This is a genomic window from Liquorilactobacillus sucicola DSM 21376 = JCM 15457, from assembly GCF_000612445.1.
Taxonomy (GTDB): domain Bacteria; phylum Bacillota; class Bacilli; order Lactobacillales; family Lactobacillaceae; genus Liquorilactobacillus; species Liquorilactobacillus sucicola.
In genome coordinates, this window is sequence record NZ_BALC01000001.1 from 12,437 (window position 1) to 32,369 (window position 19,933).

Below are 19,933 nucleotides of genomic sequence, written 5' to 3' on the forward strand. Positions count from 1 at the left end.
AAATTTAAGCAATAACCTGAAAATATAAACATAGTGATTTTTTTATCTAGGTAATTTAAATTCAGATTTACACATTTAATAATAAGCTTTTTGTTTTAAAACAATAACTCAGATATTGTTTTGAATTACAAAATAGCTTTATTTTTTTGAAATTAAAAACAATAAAGCGTACACTTAAGTTAGTGAAGATAAGGAGGCCGTAATATGCAAAAGGGATTTATGCATGAGCTTGAAGCAAATGTTTTGTCGGATAACGATGATTCTAAAGTGTTCTTGGTACCTAGCAAGAAAGAACATCTTGCCGTGAAGATAGACAAGAATGTTTTAGACCGTTTGAAAGATGATGAAAAGCTGGAGCGAATGTTAAAGAATTTATTGAAAATGAACTCCAAGAGAACTACAAAGGAAACGGTTAACATTAATAAAAGAAATTACCGGATTTTTTTATAGTCGGAGATGCCCTTGCATAAAAAGCAAGATCTGGTGAAAATAACTAGAAATTGCGGAAAATTAAGTAAGTTTGGAAATGCCGCCTGCTATTTTTTTATGATGCTGCACAATTGTTTTCAGTGTAGCATTATTTTTAGTTCTTAAACTTTGTTTTATTTTGTCCACACTTATAATTTAGATAATTTAATTTAAACTGATAATTTCACCTTTTAAATTATACAAATAAAAAACTGCGGCTAAAACGAATCACAGCTGCAGTTTTTTATATGAAAAATATAACTTGAGATTAAAGCTTGATGATGCTCTGAACGCTGTTGGTGCTGTAAAGATTATGGTTGTCATCGGCTGAACCAATCGAGAACCAGTCAATATGGGTTAGCATGCATGCAAGATAGCTGAGCATTTCGTCTTTGTTATGAGTTATATGACCTTCTTCGTGCCATTTGGAAAAAGATGTTGAAAAAACTCTTTCTAAATTTCCTTCACTAGGTGTTCCTGCAACACGATAACCGGTAACTATTGTATCGGGATCAATTTGAAGTTTAAGATTATTCGTTAAATTAATATAAAAATGCATTTGATAACCGCCTTTCATTAACCCTAACAGTATACCATATACTGCTTCCTACTGTGAATCATGTTTTTTAGGTTGATGGAAGTGTTGGCAAAATGTAGACTTGTCAAGCCAATTAACTTACTTTAAAATCAGAAGAGTATAAATTCGAAAATAGGAAAGAGTGGGGCAGGAATGTTTTTAACGACACGAGACATAAATAGAACATATATGATTCTAGGGATAGTGAATGCGACTGTAAAACGAACTTTGACAGCGGACAGAATTGATGAAGTTGACCAGTATGACGAGATGTACAATCAGGTTAAAGAAAAACTAATAGAACGTGCAGCAGTTAAAGAAGGAGATGGTGTCATTGGTGTTAATTTTAATTCAGAAATTGTTCGTGTTGCCGTAGGGCCAAAATACATGTTACTGCACGGCTACGGAACAGCTATCAAATTTCCCAAGAAATGAGAACACGTCAGCGCACGCTTAGAACATCACATTTAGCCGTTTTTATGACATGGCTTGAAACTGAACCAACTAAAGCACGCTGAATACGATTTTTTTGGGTTGTTCCTAAAACTATGAGATCATTACGGTACTCTTCCGGAAAATCAGATGATATCACCTTACGGGGATCTCCAAAACGAAGGTGGATATGTGTCTGGTACTCAGAAGAGCCGCTTTCTAGTGCACGGGCTAAAACTCCTTCAAGCTTGTGCATATTTTTTTGTTCAAGTGCATAGATCTTTTGACTTGAGGGTGAAACATCCACATTTCCAAAGCTCAAAAGGGATGAATCAATTACGTGGAGGATGTCAAGCTGAAGATTATTTTCGCGAGTATACATAGTACTCAGTTCTAAAGCCTTTTCAGATGCGGAAGTCCAGTCTATTGCCACTAAGAGCCGCTGATAATTAGTTGTCAATTGCATCATTCCTTTTCATTTAAAAACCTTACCCTAATTGTAATTGGCTAGCGGGAAAAAGCAATAAAAAACTCATATATTGAAAATTAAAATTATTGAGAATGGGAAGTACTTTAAAATTTATAGCGGCTGTGTTAGAGAATTTTTGCTAGTCAACTTCAAGTAGTTTATTATTTGCCAGCAAAGCATTCTTTCCAGCAGGTGTCAAAATTCCGGGGGCCAAGTTCACAAATCTGTCTGCAACACATATCGGCTTATGTGTGGTAAAGGCTGCCTCAAACAAAAGTACCTCAATATATCCTAGTTCGCGCCTACCGACATCGTAGCAAGCTGCAAAATTAATAGTCTCTCTCTCAGTCGGACCAGTACTAGTATTTGATTTATGTATGAAAAGCATAAATTCTCTGATAAAAGCATAGTCAAGCATACCTATCACTTCCTTTAGATAAATTATAACCTAAAAATGATAATAAAGTACACAAATATAAGAAACAATGTGTAAAACGTTTATAATTTGAATATTTACGGTTACAATTATACACTAAAATCTAAAGAGAACAATATTGTGCATCAACTTTATTGACTTGATTATGAAAATATATTTACGTTAAATAATAAAGACTTTCGGAGAAGGATGTATCAAAAGTGGAATTTTGAGATAGTCTATTTTTTATTTCATATAAAGATGTCCTATAAGTCAGAGCTCTACGAATACTGTAAAATTTCTAATTAATAATCAAATTTTGCGACTTATTCTATGCACCATTGCTAAAAAAATTTTAAATTATATGATATAAAGTAGGTAATTAGAAAGTCATATAAATAAAAGAGAAGGCTTACGGCAAAAATATTGTTTTGCTGCAAGCCTTCTCTTTTATCTTTTTTTAGCATGACTCTATGATACTGAGCGAATAAGCGTTGAAGATGGGTTTTCTTTTTGCTTTGCTGCCTTTTCAGTCAAATGACCAAAAATTCGCTCAAAGTCTGAATGTTTTTTAAATAGGCATTCTGGATGAAACTGAACTGCAAAAATATTGCTGTTATTAGATTCTATAGACTCAACAACGCCATCATCACTAACAGCAGCTGCATGCAGACCATGACCAAGCTTTTTCACCGCCTGATGATGGAAAGAATTGACAAATAGACGATGACCAACCAGATTGTCTAGCCAGGAATTCTGCACAGCCGTAATGTGATGAGTCTGGACTTCGAATGCAGTCGGATACTGATTATGCTGTGCAGTTACTCCAAGTTGAAGATGTATGTCTTGGTATAGCGTTCCACCTAAAGCAACATTAATTACTTGTTGTCCACGGCAGATTCCTAAGATAGGTTTATTTGCTCGGAGTGCTTCCTCAACCAAAGAGATTTCAAATTGATCTCGTGCTAAATCAGTTTCGCCCAATTCTTCGATGGGCTTTGCTCCATATAGCTCGGGGGCAACATCCTGACCACCTGCCAGCAGTAAGGCATCAACAGTTTCAATGTATGCTTTAGCCTCATTTTTTTGACCAAGAGGCAAAACAATTGGTAGTCCACCACTTTGACGAACCCCATCAACATAGGCCATTTGGATATAATCAACATAATTTGTTTTGAATTTTTCTGTCGGATGAATCAAATGATTACTTGCAATTCCAATTTTAGGTATCATAGCGTGTCCTCCCTTATTCTTATACGATATAATATAATGAAAATAAAAAACCTTCGTTCCATCATTGACACTTATCAATGATGGGACGAAGGCCACTCCGCGTTACCACCCATTTTTACAGCAGATTCTCGTCTGCTATCTCATCAGCTTCCATAAAAGCTTAGGAAAATAACGATTCCTACCGTCTAGCAAGCTTGCACTAACTAGAAATCAACAGAGCTCATCTTCACCCAGTTCATAAATCCACCCTTACACCATTACAGTGGTCGCTTATAATCCGTAAACTGCGCTACTCTTCTCATAATCTTTTTAATATTGTCCTTATCATACGTGACAGTATTTGCTTTGTCAATAAAAAACTTTCATTTAATCATTTTTTATGAACAATATGTTTTTTTTAGAAGCAAACACGAAAAAATAGTAAACAGTTTGCGTAAACAGTTTTTTTACCATGGACCTGCTCGACGAAAAAATGCATAAAATTATTAATGATGTTTAATACCAAAAATTGATATTTCGGGTATAATGAAATCAAGATACAGTAGTTTGGAGGAATGCATGGGATGCTGGATAATTTATTAGACTTTATTAGAAAAGATGGACTTTCAAAGCAATTAGAGCACAGCTTTTTAGGTATTGAAGTTGAGGAACACAGAATTGATCGAAAGGGACGATTGAGCCGTAACCCCCATCCACAAAAGTTAGGTTCAAGAGATTATCATCCGTATCTGCAATCAGATTTTGCGGAGTCACAAAGTGAAATCATCACCGATCCGCTTTCTTCAGTTGAAGATGTTATGCAACAACTGAATACCCTTCAAACAGTTTTGGCTTATTCCTTACAAAATGATGATAGAATTTGGCCTTTTAGCATGCCACCGGCTCTGGACGAATCGGATCGCCATTTTATCGCCAAGCATTTTGATCGTCCTGCTTATAAGGAATATCGTGATTATCTAATTGAAAAGTACGGCGTCGCACGTAAAATTATTACCGGAGTGCATGTAAATTACAGTATCCCAGATTCTTTTTTTGCACACTTATATCAGCATTATCAGCATGATTTTGAATCTTTGACAAGTTTTAAAAACATGCTTTATTTTCGTATAACCCAAAACTTTGTACTTCATCGCTGGTTATTAACTTATCTTTTTGGGGCAAGTCCCATACCTGAGGCAGGTTTTTTTGCTGATGCTTCTGATCCGTGTTGGACTCATCCGGTGAGAAGTATTCGTAATAGCCGTTTTGGCTATGTAAATGACAGTGCGGATCATGTTAATGTAACTTTGTATTCTTCTTTCGACTCATTTGTTAGCGGAATTGAAACTGCAGTTGAAGACCACCATCTGTTTGGACCCGCCGAGTTTTATGGCCCCGTTAGATTGAGGGGGCAGGAGAGGCTTAATGAGTATCGCTCAAAGGGGATATCTTATCTTGAATTTAGGGTGTTTGATAATGATCCTTTCAGTGCTAATGGCATTAGTCGAGACACACTAGTTTTTCTGAAGATTTTTCTGCTTTATTTATTACTTGCTCCAGTCGATGAACAAAATATTGAGGACAAGTTGAAAGAAGCTTTTGATGAGAATGATCGCGTTGCTTTAGAACGGCCAGATAAACCAACCTTTAAACAAAGAGAAGGAATAGTAATTTTAGAAAAAATGACGAAACTAGTGAAAGATGTAGGTGTTGCTGACCATGACATTTTTACTGTTTTGCAAAAATTTACTGATATTTTAGCTCACCCGCAATTGACTCCTGCTGCGAGACTGTTGCCGTTTGTCAACGACGGCAGTTTACGAGAAAAGGGAGTTGAGATTGCATCTGCTCATAAAAAAGCAATGATAAAATCTGATGCATTACTGCCTTCGCTGTCTAATTTTGCACATCAAACACAAACATTGATTTTTAAGTCAGTAGAGCTAGGGATTCGTTATACTGTTCGAAAGAGTCAGAGTAATAAGGAAGTTGTAAACCTGACATCTGGAGAGATCACGAGAAAACTGAAGTTAGAAGATTATAAAGAAATAACTTTGGACAATTCTGAAAAATATCTAAGGGAGCTTTTTCCTACTTTAAAATAAAATTGACGAATCATGCGGAGAGGAAAAGGGGCCGTAAGTCGGTTAATTTTGAGTATTGACGCGAATTACGAACATGGCGAGTGCTTTACTGCGAATAATTTGAGGCAGATAGAGAACTTTAATTTAATGGAACTCGTTTATACGGAGAGGCTAGGTTAAAATTCAACTTTTGATCCAGGCCTTATCTTATTTTTTGGCACTGATATGTTTAATGAAAGTAAAGGGGTTGAAGTAATAAATTTTTGATGTAGAATGGTTTTGTGCAATGTTGAGCGATTTTAAACACTGCAAATTTATAAAAGAGGTGTGTCACTATGCAGAGTGTCGCAAAGGAATCTGCTGGAACAAAGTTTTGGCGAGCAGTTTATTTAGGTTTGATAGGGGGGATCATTTCTGGTTTTGTTAAAATCGGGTGGGAAGGATTGCTGCCGCCGCGAACGACTATCCGTAATTTAACTAATCCCCCACAAGAATTAATGCAGCAGATGGGGATACCTTATCGAATCACACATGCTTACTTCACTTATTCTGGACAACATGTACAGTTTGTCAGCTTGATTTTACATTTTGGATTTTCGATTGTATTTGCTATTCTTTATTGCTGGTTGGCGGAGTACTGGCTTAAGGTTACATTCTTGCAAGGAACTGTTTATGGTTTTGTGATTTGGATTGCTTTTCATATCATTATTTTACCAGCACTTGGAACGGTGCCTGCTCCTTGGCTGCAGCCATTTGATGAACATTTTTCAGAATTTTTAGGTCATTTAATTTGGGCGTGGACTTTTGAAATTTGTCGACATGATTTTAAGGCACGGATGAAACATGTTGCTGTTGATTAAAAGCGGCAATTGTTGTGCAGTGCAAAATATACTACATTCCAGTCTCACCATTCCAAATCGGTAAGGTAAATGTACTTCACGATCTGCCTTGAGGGAAATGTAGAAACACGTGTGTATGAACAATAAAGGAGTTGGGTTAAGGTTTAAATTCTTTGGCCCAGCTCCTTTTTGCAAAAGTAAATTTTAGATTTATTCACGAGTTGAAGCGGTATAAATTCAGTTTAAGTTGAATAGTGCAACGCTAAAAGTTAAATAAGTTGCAAATAAAATCCAGATAAAATTAATAAATAGCTGAGTTATATATATAATAAAAGCATCAAATTTGGTACTTTTTTCTTCTATTGAAGATTGTAAAAGCAATAAGCCTGAAATGCCAATCATTAAGTATAGGAGGGCCATACTACTTCAAAAATGAAAGTGGATGGTGATAGTGGTGGAAGGTATACATTGTAAATTTTTTTGATGTTGCCCGCAAATAGTGCTGAGAGTAAGCCAAGCAGTTCAATTACGATAATGAATAGCATTAGTTTGAAAAGGCCAGAATGTTTTGAATTTATCGGCATAAAATTATCCCTTTTTAGTGGGTGTAGCACAGCTAATATTTTGCATAATAAATGATGATTTTGGCTTTTACTTTTATAAGAAATTAGCTATATTCCTCTAAAGAAAGATAAAAGAGAAGGTATTAAAAAAATGCAACGAAACATTAGTTTCGCTGCATTTTTGAAATACAATTTTTGTTTTAATACAATCATAGTTTAGAGGTGCTTAAGTTTTAATTTAAGTCTTGTGATGCTTTTTCTTGAGCTTCCGCTGGAGAAAAAGCCTGTACTAAAACATTAGTCATATTCTTTCTATTCTTAACGTCAACTAAATACCATTTCAGCATAGTCTTTCCCCTCCTTTTTTATTTAACTACAATGAAGAATTATATACGTTTTCAAACAAAATTCAAGTATTATGTCTTATTATAAAATATTTATTTAAAAAGTAAATTTTCCTGAACTTTTTGAGAAAGAAAAGCAAGCGAAGTCTGGTATGGCTGCATTATATTTCATGGAGTGGTAAAAAGCTATTTCAGTCTGCCAGTCGAGAGCGTAACTAAGTGTAGTTAATGTTAAGGCTTTGCTTGTTAGCGAGAGGAAGAGATGGTGGTACATTTTTCATAGTTAATAAATTGGTGACTTGTTGCATAATATATAAGTTATGCAGTGAATGTTTTTAGTATTTGAGTTCCTTAACAAAACTACGGATATTCTTAGCTAGGAATTCCTCGTGTGTGATATTTAAAAATGAACTAGTAAAGCGACTCTGAGTTAAAAAAAATCCAAAATTCAGCCATACAAAATTCATTGCTAACATTTCTATATCAAGATCTTGCGAGATTAACCGTTTTTCTTGCATTTTTTTAAGGTAGCTGACAAGGAGAGACTTAAAATGAATTGGAATCTTTTCAACATCTTTATTAACTTCTGGAAGTGAAAAAGATTCACGAAGCCCCACCATAAAGATTGCTTGATGATCGAAAACAAATTTCTGATATTTATCAGCCATAGCGGTCAAATCTTTCTCTAGGTTACCGGTATCTTTTTGTTCCTGCTTTAGACGATCAATATCAGCAAGGTACTGATCAATTGTTGCCTGCAGCAAGCCCCTTTTATCTTTAAAATTGCGAAAAATGGTTGTTTCGTTAACTTGAGCAGACTCAGCAATTTTATGTGTTGTAGCATTGCGGTAGCCGTTTTCAATAAGTAAATCTTTAAAAGCTTTTAGAATACGTTTTTGAGTTGGAGTAAATGACATCATAATCCCTCCGATTGTTATATAATTAAATATAGTTTACCATAAATTACAATGTGCAAGTAATAACTTGCATATTAATTTGAAGTTGCATTTTTCAAGAGAAATGCGCGGTGCTCGAACATAGCAGTGATGTAGACAAATATCTAGTCTACGCGGCTGCAAAATGAATTTGATGTTTTGCTTTTTTTGAGAAGAGCACGAAAACAGATAATATTAGTGCGATGTAGCGGCTATTCTAGCGTACTCTTAAAAACAATAACTAAAAGTCCACAAATGCTTTTATGTCAGCACTTGTGGACTTTTTAATTTTATTATGCCCTCGGCAGGAGTCGAACCTGTACTTGGAAACCCAAACAGCGACCTGAACGCTGCGCGTCTGCCAATTCCGCCACGAGGGCAAATGAACAACACTCCGATAGTATACACTATATAAGCAAAAAATAAAAGGGAAAGTTGAACTGAATTTTAGATATTTTTATAATGGAGTTTTTTTTTCTTGCATTAGGGTAGCTGTTAAACTAAAATTAATAGCAATGTAAGCGAAAACATATATGGAGAATGGGGCTTTGATTATGTCTAAAATAAATAAAGAATACTTAATTGAGAGAGCTAAAATTTATCGTGAAGAGGCACAAAGAGCAATTGAACTTTTTTTATCAGGTGATATATATCGAGCTCAATTGGTGAAAAGAACAATAATTAAGTCCTGCTGCTCCGAATTGAAAAATGGGCAGCAAGAAACGGACGCTTATTACGAATTGCTTGAAAAAATGGCGGCTTTACCAGAAGGTGAAGACAGTTTATTTGAAAATCTTGATTGGATACGGGTTAATTGCCGTGTGTATATAGACAGCGCAAAATGGTCTTAAGGACAAGCGCACCTAATAATGTTATAATTAGTAGAAGAAAGAGGTGGGAGTCATGGTACAAAAATATCAGAAAATACTAGTGCCTGTTGACGGTTCAGAAAACGCAGAGAAATCTTTAGAGCGGGCTATTGCGATTGCTAAGAGAAATGGTGCTCATCTTGATATTTTAAATGTTATTGATGTGAAGCATTTTGCTAGCAATATAGGGGGAGTGATTGACCCGACTGGGGACATTATTTACTCAACTTTCGAAAATGTTCAATCATATTTAAAGGAGTTGGAACAAAAGGTTTTTGAGGCTGGCCATAAGGATGTTTCTGTCCATGCACGCTTTGGCTCACCACGAATGATAATTTCAAAAGAGTTTCCTGATGAATATAATTCGGATTTGATTATTATCAGTAAAACAGGGTTAAATCCCGTTGAGCGAATACTTATGGGCGCTGTAACTGATTATGTTGTTCGGATGGCGCGCTGTGATGTGATGGTCGTTCGCTAACTTTTGTAAATTAAAATGTGGTTATTTTATCACTACTGTTGGTAAAGGGGGATTGATCAATGACGTGGCTTGAAATTATTGCTGTTGGCAGTCTCGCTGTCTTGATTGTGTACAATTTGAAAACGAGTCTGGCGGTAAAAAAGCTTCGGAACAAGGTCAACATCGCTAAAGCCGAAAAAATGGCTGTGACTGAAAATGAAGAGTTGGTGGGTGTGGCTGCCGATAAAAAGCGCTGGCTTCTTTTAGGTCAGGTACTTTTCTGGTTATCTGTTGCTATGGCTTTTTTTGCTTCATTAATAGAAGTGGTATACTTTTTAGATTTGTACACAATCACGTCGATTTACGTTAATCATTTGGATGAAAAAGTAATTAAAACAATCAACAAAGCATAACCTTAAGGTAACAAAACTTGTGGTGCGCAAGTACAGGTTGTCTTAAGGTTACTTTTTTTTAAAGTCTGCTTGAACTTGCTAATGGCAGGTTCTTTTTTATGATAAAATACTTGAGTATCTTTTAGAAAAAACATAGGTGAATGAATTGGAGACTTTAAAATGAATATTATGAAAGAGTACGGCTTATCACTTGTGAAAGCGCTAGGTTCTTTTATTGTTTTGCTTTTATTGCTCAATCTAGTTAAAAATACCGAATGGAAACTGCTTTTGAATTATTATCTGATTAGTAACTATATTATGCTTTATCCCTTTAATCAGCGGTTCTTTGAAAAAAAAGAGGGCCAAAAAGAAGAGGCTACGGAGCAACTATCACGAACCCAGCGAAAAAATTACACAGAAAGCGATCATGCTGCTGAGGAAGAGCCAAAAACAATGTCACGCGCAAAAGCAGCACAGGCAAATAAAAATGATCCCAGAGAGCTGCTGCTGAGCATTGGGCTTAGCTTTGTAAAATATGTATTTTTGATTATATGTGCCCCAATAATTTTTATGCAGTACTATCTGTTGGGAAAGGACAATTACTGAAGCTTGAGATCCAATTACAGACGGGCTTGACCGCAAGTGCTGGCTTAATTATTGAAGAACGGTAATTTGTATATATAATGCAGGATTTAAAATAACCGAACTATGGTTTTTGATCAAATTCTTTTCAGTATTTGAACAGTGTGTATGGTTAAGTAAAGAGAAGAGTGGCAAGTTGTTTAAAATAACTAAGCTATTATTAACCACTGAGAGAATAGTGTATTTTTTAAATAAGTATAAGACGCGATTGAAATTGTTGATTAGATTTTACCACCAATTATTTAATCTTTGATTAATGAACAAAGACTAATCTGCTTGGAATACCAAGGCTACGTGACTTCTTGATAGTGTGTGACATTGACTTTTCTAATATATTTGTTATAATTTCTCTAACTTGTTATAGTTTTTATAATTTTATTTATATTGTGGAGGAATACATATGAAAAAATTCATAAAGAGGCTCTTCTTGAAAGAAGACCCAAATGTCTATCAAGATAAAGATTCTCATTTAAAACGTGTCTTAACTGTCAAGGATTTTCTAGCATTGGGTGTTGGTACTATTGTATCAACTGCTATCTTTACGTTGCCGGGTGTTGTAGCAGCTTCGCATGCTGGCCCCGCTGTTGCGTTGTCTTTTTTAGCTGCTGCTATTGTAGCAGGATTGGTTGCATTTGCGTACGCTGAAATGTCATCTGCCATGCCTTTTGCCGGATCGGCGTATTCGTGGATTAATGTCGTTTTTGGAGAATTTTTTGGTTGGATAGCTGGTTGGGCCTTGCTAGCAGAGTACTTTATTGCTGTGGCTTTTGTTGCTTCTGGGTTATCAGCAAATTTTAGAGGACTAGTAGAGCCGCTTGGTTTTAAACTCCCAAATTATTTAGCAAATGCTTTTGGAACTGATGGCGGCTTTATTGATATCATTGCTGTTATTGTTGTTATATTGGTTGCATTGTTGTTGTCACAAGGAGTTTCAGATGCAGCCCGCGTAGAGAATGTTTTAGTTGTGCTGAAGGTTTTAGCAATTTTAGTTTTTATTTTTGTCGGAGTGACGGCCTTACATAAGGCAAACTATACCCCTTTTATTCCTGAGTACCATAAAAACCCTGATGGAACAGCTTTTGGCGGCTGGCAAGGAATTTATGCAGGAGTTTCATCGATTTTTCTTTCTTATATTGGTTTTGACTCAATTGCAGCTAACTCTGCGGAAGCAAAAAATCCGCAAAAAACCATGCCGCGCGGGATCTTAGGTTCACTTTTGATTGCTGTTGTTCTCTTTGTGGCTGTTTCATTAGTGTTAGTAGGTATGTTCCACTATTCTAGTTATGCTAATAATGCTGAACCAGTTGGCTGGGCTTTACGTCAAAGCGGGCATCCGATTGTTGCCTCAGTTGTTCAGGCTGTTGCAGTTATAGGAATGTTCACTGCATTAATTGGAATGATGTTAGCTGGTTCGCGTCTGCTGTATTCGTTTGGACGTGACGGTATGCTGCCAAAATGGCTAGGTGTCTTGAATAGCAAGAAACTTCCAAATCGCTCGTTATTAGTTTTAGGAATAATTGGTGTCGTTTTAGGAGCTCTTTTCCCATTCGCTTTTCTAGCTCAGTTAATATCGGCAGGAACACTGATTGCATTTATGTTTGTTTCTCTTGGCATTTATGCTTTACGTTCGCGTGAAGGTAAAGACATTCCAGAACCTGCCTTCAAAATGCCCCTTTATCCGGTCTTACCAGCAGTTGCATTTTTGTTTACTTTAATTGTATTCTGGGGTCTGGATTATGATGCTAAAGTTTACTCGTTAGGCTGGTTTGCTCTAGGTCTGGTTATTTACTTTGTTTACGGTATTCACCATTCATATCTTAGCAAACGAGCGGGTGATTCTGAAGATGAGCACTAATAGTAATAGAAAATTATTAGCTGAGGAAGCTGAAGCACTGGCGGATGCGGCAAGAATCAATTATTTTAATATCGTGATTGAATCTGGCAAGGAGCCGTTGTTAAGGATATAGAGGGTAAGCAGTATATTGATTTGCTGTCCAGTGCTTCAGCAACAAACACGGGACATGCACATCCGCATGTTGTGCGTGCCATTCAAGAACAGGCAGCAAAATTAATTCAATACACGCCTGCATATTTTGCCAATGAGCCGGCAGCAAAATTAGCTCAACGCTTATGTGCTCTGGCTCCTATAAGTGGCTCTAAGAAGTTGGCTTGGGGAAATTCGGGTTCAGATGCCAATGATGGAATTATCAAATTTGCACGTGCTTATACAAAACGTCCATACCTTGTCAGTTTTATGGGAGCTTATCACGGGTCCACCTACGGTTCAATGTCCTTATCTGCTGTTAGTTTAAATATGACGCGTAATATTGGACCATTGTTACCAGGTGTAATTAAAGTTCCGTATCCAGATCCGTGGCAAAGATTAAAAGGTGAAAGCGAAGATGATTTTGTGACCAGAATGTTTGCTGAGTTCAAGCGACCATTCGAGACATTTCTTCCTGCCGAAGAAACGGCATTAATTATTATTGAACCGATTCAAGGAGATGGTGGAATTGTTAAGGCACCAACGGCCTTTGTCCGCAAAGTTGCTGAGTTTGCACACTCGCATGGAATTTTGTTCGCTGTTGATGAAGTAAATCAAGGTTTAGGAAGAACTGGAAAGTGGTGGTCGATCCAGCATTTTGATATAGAACCGGATTTGATATCTGTGGGTAAGTCGCTCGCGTCAGGTCTTCCGCTCAGTGCAGTTATAGGGCGTGCTGAAATAATGGATTCTTTAGGTGCCCCAGCTCATTTATTTACCACTTCTGGGAATCCGGTCACAACGGCTGCTGCAATGGCTACTTTGGACGTAATTGAAGATGAACAATTGGTACAGCGCTCAGCTGATCTTGGAAAAGAAGCAAAAGAGTTTTTTGAGGCTGAACAGGCTAAGTACGATTTTATTGGACAATGTCGAATGTACGGTTTAGATGGTGGGATAGATATCGTCGATCCGCAGACGCAGAAACCGGATCCGGTAGCGACTACTAAGTTAATTTATCGCATTTTCGAGCTGGGAGCAATCATGATTAGTCTCAAGACTAATGTTTTGCGTTTTCAGCCACCATTAGTTATAACAGAAAAGCAGCTACACCAAGCTTTCAAAATTATAGCACAAGCTTTTTCGGAATTGGACGAAGGAAAATTAACTCTTCCACATAATGCGGACAATATCGGCTGGTGACAAAACGCTCCCTTGATTGGTTAAGCGACTAATTAAGCATTATTAGATTCTAAAATGGGAGTGTGCCATAAGTCGGAAAATTTTGCTTATGGAACACGTTTATACGAAATAAAAAGAGGAGCTGTGCCAAAAGTTAACTTTTGGCACAGCTCCGTTTGTGTTTTATTGCTTGAAGTGAGCACTCCTCGCTGATACCTTGTGGGTTTTGGTAAGAAGCAAGAACTGTTTGTGTGCTTGACAAACACTTGCACTTTATCAATAAAAAAGAGTTGACAAGTACAAACAAATTTTTTACTGTTCCAGTTAAATTGTAAGCGCACGAAACATAAGAAACAAAATAACAACGAGCTTATTTGCTACTAGTTATTAAATGTACTAGTTGTCAAAAATTATTGCCTCTGACCAGTTTTGAGGCCAGTTTTTTCTAAGCATTCGTCTGCGGTACAGCTGTAATTTCTTAGGATCATTCATAAAAGAAGAAGTGGGATGAGCTTCAAAGTTAAAAAGGTCATCTAAACCATAAGGTGCGATAATTTTAACTTGCATATTTTCCAGACGAATGCCGACGGCACTGCAAGTTTCAGGAATAGACGAAATAGCAGTCAATAAATTTTTGCCATAGGGTGCACCGCTATCAGCAGCATTCAAAGCCGCGTTCTGAAAATTCCAGAGACAAGTTGAATTTTTTTGTGAAATAATTGCTTGTTTGGTCAGATACTGTTCATAGGATTCGGAATGATCACTATAGAGAACATCAATATTATTCTGTAGTATTGAGTATGGGCGCTGAGTTAATTGGCACCATACAAGGTTTCTGATAGTGCCAGCACAAAGTGCCCAATCCTTCAGCCCTAAGCTATTTATGAGCTGCAGTAGCGTCATCAGTTCTGGTGTTTCTTCGATAATTTTTTTTAATTCTTGTTTATATTTCATATTGTTCCTCCAACAAAGTTCTAACAACCATTGTAATTTGTTTCCTTAAATAATAAAAGTCTGTTTTTTAACTAACATACTAAATAAAATGCTTGATTATTCAGATATTAGTGAATTTTGTCGCAAAATTTGTTATATTGTATATGAAAGCGGTTTAAATAAGAGCTGGGAGGAATTGTTATGTCAAAAATCATCGCAATTAATGCTGGAAGTTCGAGTTTAAAGTTCAAACTATTTGAGATGCCTGCAGAAACAGTCATTGCTAAGGGCCTTTTTGATAGAATAGGACTAGATGAAGGAAAAATAAAAATAAAATATGATAATACACAAAGTTTTGAAAGCGCAGAACATATCGAAAATCATTCTGTTGCGGTCAAAAGGTTACTGGATTTATTGCTGAAGTTGGATATTATAAAGGATTATGGCGAAATTTCTGGAGTTGGTCACAGGGTTGTTGCTGGAGGTGAATTTTTCAAGAAATCTGTCGTTATTAATACAAAGGTAATGCATCGAATAAACGAACTGGCAGAATATGCACCAATTCATAACCCAGCCAACTTAATGGGGATCAAAGCTTTTAAAAAAATACTACCCAAGGCAATTTCGGTGGCAGTCTTCGATACTTCATTTCATCAAACAATGCCTAAAACAAATTTTCTTTTTAGTGTTCCGTATGAATGGTATCATAATTATGGTGTGAGAAGGTACGGAGCGCATGGGACAAGCCATCGTTATGTTGCAAAAGTTGCAGCCAAAATGATAAAAAAACCGATTGAAGAACTTAAGATTATCACTTGCCATTTAGGGGCTGGCGCTTCAATTTGTGCCATCAAAAAGGGTAAATCTTTCGATACCTCAATGGGGTTCACTCCTCTTACAGGGATAACTATGGGGACCCGTTCAGGGGATACAGATGTTGCAATGATATCTTTCATGATGCAGAAGTTGAAAATGCATTCGATGCCTGAAATTATTTATGACCTGAATAAGAAATCTGGCTTGCTTGGTATCTCTGGTATTTCTTCAGATATGCGCGACATTGAAGAACAGAAGAAAACAAATGAACGAGCGCAGCTTGCAGAAGATATTTTTGTCAAGGATGTTGTTAAGTATATAGGTGCCTATACAGCGGAAATGGGCGGAGTTGATGCAATTGTTTTTACAGCAGGAATTGGCGAAAATTCAGCCCAAATCAGAGAACTTGTGATGAAACGACTTGCTTACATGGGGATAACAATTGACGAGGAAAAAAATAAGCAAGGTGGCCAAGCAGAATTTGTGTCAGGAGCGGAATCAAAAGTTGATGTGTTGATGATTCCAACGGATGAAGAGTTGATGATAGCGCGTGATGTTCAAACGCTGGCCAGTAAAGTCAGAGAGAGTCATGCGAAGAATTATGTTAGATAAAGGGAGTTGTGGTGTAGTTTAAGATTAGGAAATAGTTGGTTTTTTAATTAGTTATTTTTTTGACAATCAACTGTAAACTAATCGTAACATAAAAAGGTTCACAAACATGCCAAAACGTGTTAGATTAGTCAAGTCATCTAATCAACTAATTTTTAGGGGGTTTTGTCATGAGCAATAAATTTGATATTTTAGAAGAGTATCAGGCTGCAGAAGCAAAGATTGCTGAACTTAATGATGTTTGCGAAAAAATAACTCATAGCAGCCGCGGACGTCATCTTTTGAATGCTTACGATGAAAAAAGACGCAATGTGCAAGCAGAGCGAGATCGCCTAGGAGTTATACTGGAAGCTATGTCCGCAGCGGAAGATTAAAAAACAAATAAGTGATTTCTCTAAAAGGTTGTGACTAAATTTTTTTGGTTGCAGCCTTTTTGTTTTGTACAAAATGATGTATTAGGTTGCAAGAAGTGATGTTATTTGTTGTATACACGAATTAGTTTATTTTTTTATTTGAGTGTAAAAAAGAGGTTATAAATAGTTAACTAAAAAAGTTTTGAAAATAATACGTACGAATTATATAATATCAATGAAATAGTTCGATTTTTGTTTTGACATTCATTTTTTGATTTGTTAAGCTAAATAAAAATGGAGGGATAGATGTGAGTAATGAAATAAGCATTATTATGGGCAGTATTTCGGATTGGAAAACCATGAAAGAGGCGGCTCTTGTTTTAGATCAGTTTCAGGTTGCTTACGATAAACGTGTGATTTCAGCCCATCGTATGCCAACTGAAATGTTCGCTTTTTCTAAAGAGGCTTCATCTAAAGGAGTTAAAGTTATTATTGCAGGTGCTGGCGGTGCAGCACATTTGCCTGGAATGGTTGCTGCCAATACGATTTTACCGGTTCTTGGTGTCCCTATTCAAAGCCATGCGCTTAATGGGCTTGATTCATTATTATCAATCGTTCAAATGCCAGCCGGAGTCCCAGTCGCAACAACTGCGATCGGCACGGCTGGTGCCAAAAATGCGGCTTTGTTAGCAATTCAAATACTAGCTTTAAATAATGCAAACTTGCAGAGTGCGTTAAATACTTTTCGGCAAAAGCAGCATGATAGTTCTGTAGAAAGTGGTGAAAAACTTGACTAAATTTGTTGCACAAGGAAAAACGATCGGCATCATTGGCGGTGGACAACTTGGTCAAATGCTAACTTTTTCTGCAAAGAAAGCTGGTTTCCGTGTACTTATTTTGGATCCAAACCCTGATTGTTCTGCCGGTCAAGCTGCTGATGATCAAATAGTAGCACCCTATGCGGATTTAAGCGCAATCGAGGAACTAGCACAGCGTTCGGATGTGCTTACGTATGAATTTGAAAATGTTGATTTGCAAGCTTTGGAAGATGCAAAAAAGCTGGTTTCTATCCCTCAAGGAACGAAATTGTTAGCTATTACTAAAGACCGAATAAAAGAAAAGACGTTTTTAAAAGAACATGGATTGAAAGTAGCACCTTTTGAAGCTGTCGATAATATGGTAGATTTAAAGAGAGCTGTTGAAAAAATAGGGTATCCTGCGGTACTTAAGACATGTCAAGGTGGATATGATGGTAAAGCACAGCTGGTAGTCAAACAGGAAAAGGACTTGTCAGAAGCGGTTGAACTTTTAGAAAAAGGACACTGCATTTTAGAAGGCTGGGTCCACTTTGAAAAGGAATGTTCAGTCATGATAGGACGGAGCATAAGTGGTGAGATCTCTGTTTTTCCTGTGAGTGAAAATATTCATCGTAATCAAATTTTGCATGAGAGCATTGTTCCGGCACGCCTGCCTAAGAAGGTGCAACAAAAGGCCCAACTGATGGCAAAAAAGATAGCTGCGGGAATTGATCTCTGTGGAATTCTGGGTGTTGAGATGTTTGTCAGTGCTGAAGGAGAGATCTTCATCAATGAACTTGCGCCCAGACCGCATAATTCAGGGCATTATTCAATTGAGGCATGTAATTTTTCACAGTTTGACATTCATAATAGGGCGATTTGTGATTGGCCAATGCCTAAGGTGGAATTGCTGAAGTCGGTCGTAATGGTAAATATTTTGGGGCAGCATGTTGCTGGAAGTGAGCGACTGGTTAAAGAAAAGCAGCAATGGAATTTTCATGACTACGGTAAGGGCGAGATTCGCCAAGATCGCAAAATGGGACACATAACGATTTTGACAACTAGTATTGCAGATACATTGGAAGAAATCGATGCTACAAAAGTTTGGGATTAAAAGGAGAAAAAAAGATGATTTCGAGATATTCACGACCGGAAATGGCTGCAAAATGGACTGATGAAAAAAAATACAACTGTTGGCTTGAAGTTGAAATTGCGGCTGACGAGGCATGGTCTAAACTTGGTCATATACCAGAGGAAGATGTGAACAAGATCCGAAGAAATGCAAGTTTTGATGTTGAACGTATTCAGGAAATTGAACAAACAACTCACCATGATGTTATTGCTTTTACCCGCTGTGTTTCTGAATCTTTGGGATCGGAAAAGAAGTGGGTGCACTATGGCCTGACGAGTACAGATGTTGTGGACACGGCATATGGGTATCAATTAAAACAAGTAAATGAGTTGTTACGGCAGGATCTAGCTCAGTTTAAAGCAATCGTGGCAAAAAAAGCGCTAGAGTACAAATATACGGTGATGATGGGACGGACACATGGTGTTCATGCCGAACCAACAACCTTTGGACTAAAGCTTGCACGCTGGTATTCTGAAGTAAAAAGAGATATTGAACGCTTTGAACACGCTGCTGCAGGAATAGAAGCAGGAAAAATTAGTGGAGCTGTAGGTACTTTTGCTAATATTGACCCTTACGTTGAAAAGTATGTTTGCCAAAAGTTGGGAATCAGAGCGCAGGAAATTTCAAGTCAAGTGTTACCACGTGATTTACATGCTGAATACATATCTGCATTGGCATTAATTGCAACGAGCTTGGAAAAATTTGCAACTGAAATTCGCGGTTTGCAGAAATCTGAAACACGTGAAGTTGAGGAACACTTTGCCAAAGGACAGAAGTTCATCGGCTATGCCACATAAAAGAAACCCAATTGGTTCAGAAAACATTTGTGGTTTAGCGAGAGTGATACGTGGGCATATGGTTACAGCCTTTGAAGATGTTACTTTATGGCATGAACGTGATATCTCACATTCATCTGCTGAACGAATCATTTTGCCAGATACAACAATTCTGCTTGACTATATGCTTCATCGTTTTGGAAAAATATTAGATACTTTGACCGTCTTTCCCAACAATATGAAGCGTAACATGAAGCGGACATTTGGTTTAATTTATAGTGGACGAGTCTTACTCAAACTAATTGATACTGGAATGAGTCGGGAAGAGGCTTATGATCTGATCCAACCTAAAACCGCTGAAGCATGGGATAAACAGATTCAGTTTAGACCGTTACTTGAAGCAGATTCTAACATTATGAAAAATTTAACTCAAAAAGATCTTGATGATGCCTTTGATTATCATTGGCATTTACGTCATGTTGATGATATTTTTGAACGTGTTGGTTTAGGTGACTAAGGTATAAAAAAATAACAAAACAAACTACGACAAAATAAACATTTTGTCGTAGTTTTTTTGTTGTTCGTCTTTGAAACTGCTTTTTAGGATTCTTTTTTTAATTTTTTGAAAAATATGCCAATAACAATAACTT

20 protein-coding genes, 1 tRNA gene and 2 pseudogenes are annotated in these 19,933 nt (G+C 36.9%); 15 read left to right on the forward strand and 8 right to left on the reverse strand.

What is annotated here, in order from left to right:
* Positions 1 to 204 precede the first annotated feature (204 nt).
* The gene (locus JCM15457_RS00120) at positions 205 to 450 is read left to right on the forward strand and encodes a hypothetical protein (RefSeq protein WP_034986432.1); all 246 of its coding nucleotides are present in this window, start codon (positions 205 to 207) and stop codon (positions 448 to 450) included.
* A gap of 286 nt (positions 451 to 736) precedes the next feature.
* Here JCM15457_RS00120 and JCM15457_RS00125 read toward each other — a convergent pair whose 3' ends face one another.
* Positions 737 to 1,027: a hypothetical protein gene (locus tag JCM15457_RS00125; protein WP_152537246.1), complete on the reverse strand. Its 291-nt coding sequence runs from the start codon at positions 1,025 to 1,027 to the stop codon at positions 737 to 739.
* A gap of 171 nt (positions 1,028 to 1,198) precedes the next feature.
* On the opposite strand from JCM15457_RS00125, the gene JCM15457_RS00130 reads away from it, so the two are divergent.
* Positions 1,199 to 1,480 (forward strand): hypothetical protein, encoded by a 282-nt coding sequence (locus JCM15457_RS00130; protein WP_034986436.1) that lies wholly within the window; start codon positions 1,199 to 1,201, stop codon positions 1,478 to 1,480.
* A gap of 7 nt (positions 1,481 to 1,487) precedes the next feature.
* Here the strand turns inward: JCM15457_RS00130 and JCM15457_RS00135 are convergent, their stop codons facing one another.
* The 3 genes from JCM15457_RS00135 to JCM15457_RS00145 form a co-directional block, all read right to left on the reverse strand.
* Complete coding sequence (locus JCM15457_RS00135) at positions 1,488 to 1,937, reverse strand: universal stress protein (protein WP_235725488.1); 450 nt, start codon at positions 1,935 to 1,937, stop codon at positions 1,488 to 1,490.
* 148 nt (positions 1,938 to 2,085) lie between these two features.
* Positions 2,086 to 2,364, reverse strand: coding sequence for a hypothetical protein (locus tag JCM15457_RS00140; RefSeq protein WP_051993200.1), 279 nt, complete (start codon positions 2,362 to 2,364; stop codon positions 2,086 to 2,088).
* A 468-nt stretch (positions 2,365 to 2,832) separates the two neighbouring features.
* Positions 2,833 to 3,594, reverse strand: coding sequence for a gamma-glutamyl-gamma-aminobutyrate hydrolase family protein (locus JCM15457_RS00145; RefSeq protein ID WP_187325780.1), 762 nt, complete (start codon positions 3,592 to 3,594; stop codon positions 2,833 to 2,835).
* Between the two features lie 563 nt (positions 3,595 to 4,157).
* Here JCM15457_RS00145 and JCM15457_RS00150 point away from each other — a divergent pair.
* Both JCM15457_RS00150 and JCM15457_RS00155 read left to right on the forward strand, forming a co-directional pair.
* Positions 4,158 to 5,678, forward strand: coding sequence for a gamma-glutamylcysteine synthetase (locus JCM15457_RS00150; protein ID WP_034986440.1), 1,521 nt, complete (start codon positions 4,158 to 4,160; stop codon positions 5,676 to 5,678).
* Positions 5,679 to 5,992: 314 nt separating this feature from the next.
* Entirely contained in the window at positions 5,993 to 6,517 is a 525-nt protein-coding gene (locus JCM15457_RS00155; RefSeq protein ID WP_034986442.1) for a YagU family protein, read from the forward strand.
* A gap of 216 nt (positions 6,518 to 6,733) precedes the next feature.
* On the opposite strand, the gene JCM15457_RS12250 is transcribed toward JCM15457_RS00155, so the two are convergent.
* The 3 genes from JCM15457_RS12250 to JCM15457_RS00165 form a co-directional block, all read right to left on the reverse strand.
* Positions 6,734 to 6,916: a tryptophan-rich sensory protein gene (locus JCM15457_RS12250; protein ID WP_338040119.1), complete on the reverse strand. Its 183-nt coding sequence runs from the start codon at positions 6,914 to 6,916 to the stop codon at positions 6,734 to 6,736.
* A gap of 822 nt (positions 6,917 to 7,738) precedes the next feature.
* Positions 7,739 to 8,323, reverse strand: a complete 585-nt coding sequence (locus JCM15457_RS00160) for a TetR/AcrR family transcriptional regulator (RefSeq protein WP_081778142.1) — start codon at positions 8,321 to 8,323, stop codon at positions 7,739 to 7,741.
* Between the two features lie 311 nt (positions 8,324 to 8,634).
* Positions 8,635 to 8,718, reverse strand: a tRNA-Leu gene (locus JCM15457_RS00165).
* 174 nt (positions 8,719 to 8,892) lie between these two features.
* Between JCM15457_RS00165 and JCM15457_RS00170 the strand changes: the two genes are divergently transcribed.
* The 6 genes and pseudogenes from JCM15457_RS00170 (at position 8,893) to JCM15457_RS00195 (ending at position 13,888) form a co-directional block, all read left to right on the forward strand.
* Positions 8,893 to 9,189, forward strand: a complete 297-nt coding sequence (locus JCM15457_RS00170; RefSeq protein WP_034986446.1) for a hypothetical protein — start codon at positions 8,893 to 8,895, stop codon at positions 9,187 to 9,189.
* A 52-nt stretch (positions 9,190 to 9,241) separates the two neighbouring features.
* Positions 9,242 to 9,688: a universal stress protein gene (locus JCM15457_RS00175; RefSeq protein ID WP_034986447.1), complete on the forward strand. Its 447-nt coding sequence runs from the start codon at positions 9,242 to 9,244 to the stop codon at positions 9,686 to 9,688.
* A 59-nt stretch (positions 9,689 to 9,747) separates the two neighbouring features.
* Positions 9,748 to 10,080, forward strand: a complete 333-nt coding sequence (locus JCM15457_RS00180; RefSeq protein WP_034986449.1) for a hypothetical protein — start codon at positions 9,748 to 9,750, stop codon at positions 10,078 to 10,080.
* A gap of 159 nt (positions 10,081 to 10,239) precedes the next feature.
* Entirely contained in the window at positions 10,240 to 10,665 is a 426-nt protein-coding gene (locus tag JCM15457_RS00185; RefSeq protein ID WP_034986451.1) for a hypothetical protein, read from the forward strand.
* Between the two features lie 436 nt (positions 10,666 to 11,101).
* The gene (locus JCM15457_RS00190; RefSeq protein ID WP_034986453.1) at positions 11,102 to 12,556 is read left to right on the forward strand and encodes an APC family permease; all 1,455 of its coding nucleotides are present in this window, start codon (positions 11,102 to 11,104) and stop codon (positions 12,554 to 12,556) included.
* A pseudogene (locus JCM15457_RS00195) lies at positions 12,546 to 13,888 on the forward strand (aspartate aminotransferase family protein). Before JCM15457_RS00190 ends, JCM15457_RS00195 begins: the two are co-directional and overlap by 11 nt.
* A gap of 375 nt (positions 13,889 to 14,263) precedes the next feature.
* Here the strand turns inward: JCM15457_RS00195 and JCM15457_RS00200 are convergent.
* Entirely contained in the window at positions 14,264 to 14,821 is a 558-nt protein-coding gene (locus tag JCM15457_RS00200; protein WP_051993201.1) for a nucleotidyltransferase family protein, read from the reverse strand.
* A gap of 180 nt (positions 14,822 to 15,001) precedes the next feature.
* On the opposite strand from JCM15457_RS00200, the gene JCM15457_RS00205 reads away from it, so the two are divergent.
* From JCM15457_RS00205 to purB, 5 genes and pseudogenes are all read left to right on the forward strand, one after another.
* Positions 15,002 to 16,228, forward strand: coding sequence for an acetate/propionate family kinase (locus JCM15457_RS00205; protein ID WP_034986455.1), 1,227 nt, complete (start codon positions 15,002 to 15,004; stop codon positions 16,226 to 16,228).
* Positions 16,229 to 16,395: 167 nt separating this feature from the next.
* Positions 16,396 to 16,599 (forward strand): hypothetical protein, encoded by a 204-nt coding sequence (locus JCM15457_RS00210; RefSeq protein ID WP_034986456.1) that lies wholly within the window; start codon positions 16,396 to 16,398, stop codon positions 16,597 to 16,599.
* 311 nt (positions 16,600 to 16,910) lie between these two features.
* Positions 16,911 to 17,375 carry a 5-(carboxyamino)imidazole ribonucleotide mutase gene (gene purE / locus JCM15457_RS00215; protein ID WP_034987404.1) on the forward strand — a complete coding sequence of 155 codons (465 nt, stop codon included), beginning with the start codon at positions 16,911 to 16,913 and terminating at the stop codon, positions 17,373 to 17,375.
* Positions 17,368 to 18,489, forward strand: a complete 1,122-nt coding sequence (gene purK, locus JCM15457_RS00220; protein ID WP_034986457.1) for a 5-(carboxyamino)imidazole ribonucleotide synthase — start codon at positions 17,368 to 17,370, stop codon at positions 18,487 to 18,489. The genes purE and purK overlap by 8 nt, the downstream gene beginning before the upstream one ends.
* Positions 18,490 to 18,503: 14 nt before the next feature.
* Positions 18,504 to 19,800: pseudogene (purB, locus tag JCM15457_RS00225) on the forward strand (adenylosuccinate lyase).
* The last annotated feature ends 133 nt before the right edge of the window (positions 19,801 to 19,933 follow it).

Excerpts from the sequence above, each read along its gene's own strand:
- JCM15457_RS00200 (WP_051993201.1), bottom strand. The coding sequence starts at position 14,821 with ATGAAATATAAACAAGAATTAAAAAAAATTATCGAAGAAACACCAGAA.
- JCM15457_RS00210 (WP_034986456.1), top strand. The coding sequence starts at position 16,396 with ATGAGCAATAAATTTGATATTTTAGAAGAGTATCAGGCTGCAGAAGCA.
- JCM15457_RS00160 (WP_081778142.1), bottom strand. The coding sequence starts at position 8,323 with ATGATGTCATTTACTCCAACTCAAAAACGTATTCTAAAAGCTTTTAAA.
- purE (WP_034987404.1), top strand. The coding sequence starts at position 16,911 with ATGGGCAGTATTTCGGATTGGAAAACCATGAAAGAGGCGGCTCTTGTT.
- JCM15457_RS00125 (WP_152537246.1), bottom strand. The coding sequence starts at position 1,027 with ATGCATTTTTATATTAATTTAACGAATAATCTTAAACTTCAAATTGAT.
- JCM15457_RS00180 (WP_034986449.1), top strand. The coding sequence starts at position 9,748 with ATGACGTGGCTTGAAATTATTGCTGTTGGCAGTCTCGCTGTCTTGATT.
- JCM15457_RS00130 (WP_034986436.1), top strand. The coding sequence starts at position 1,199 with ATGTTTTTAACGACACGAGACATAAATAGAACATATATGATTCTAGGG.
- JCM15457_RS00185 (WP_034986451.1), top strand. The coding sequence starts at position 10,240 with ATGAATATTATGAAAGAGTACGGCTTATCACTTGTGAAAGCGCTAGGT.
- JCM15457_RS00150 (WP_034986440.1), top strand. The coding sequence starts at position 4,158 with ATGCTGGATAATTTATTAGACTTTATTAGAAAAGATGGACTTTCAAAG.
- JCM15457_RS00120 (WP_034986432.1), top strand. The coding sequence starts at position 205 with ATGCAAAAGGGATTTATGCATGAGCTTGAAGCAAATGTTTTGTCGGAT.
- JCM15457_RS12250 (WP_338040119.1), bottom strand. The coding sequence starts at position 6,916 with ATGGCCCTCCTATACTTAATGATTGGCATTTCAGGCTTATTGCTTTTA.
- JCM15457_RS00140 (WP_051993200.1), bottom strand. The coding sequence starts at position 2,364 with ATGCTTGACTATGCTTTTATCAGAGAATTTATGCTTTTCATACATAAA.
- JCM15457_RS00145 (WP_187325780.1), bottom strand. The coding sequence starts at position 3,594 with ATGATACCTAAAATTGGAATTGCAAGTAATCATTTGATTCATCCGACA.
- JCM15457_RS00175 (WP_034986447.1), top strand. The coding sequence starts at position 9,242 with ATGGTACAAAAATATCAGAAAATACTAGTGCCTGTTGACGGTTCAGAA.
- JCM15457_RS00170 (WP_034986446.1), top strand. The coding sequence starts at position 8,893 with ATGTCTAAAATAAATAAAGAATACTTAATTGAGAGAGCTAAAATTTAT.
- JCM15457_RS00190 (WP_034986453.1), top strand. The coding sequence starts at position 11,102 with ATGAAAAAATTCATAAAGAGGCTCTTCTTGAAAGAAGACCCAAATGTC.
- JCM15457_RS00155 (WP_034986442.1), top strand. The coding sequence starts at position 5,993 with ATGCAGAGTGTCGCAAAGGAATCTGCTGGAACAAAGTTTTGGCGAGCA.
- JCM15457_RS00205 (WP_034986455.1), top strand. The coding sequence starts at position 15,002 with ATGTCAAAAATCATCGCAATTAATGCTGGAAGTTCGAGTTTAAAGTTC.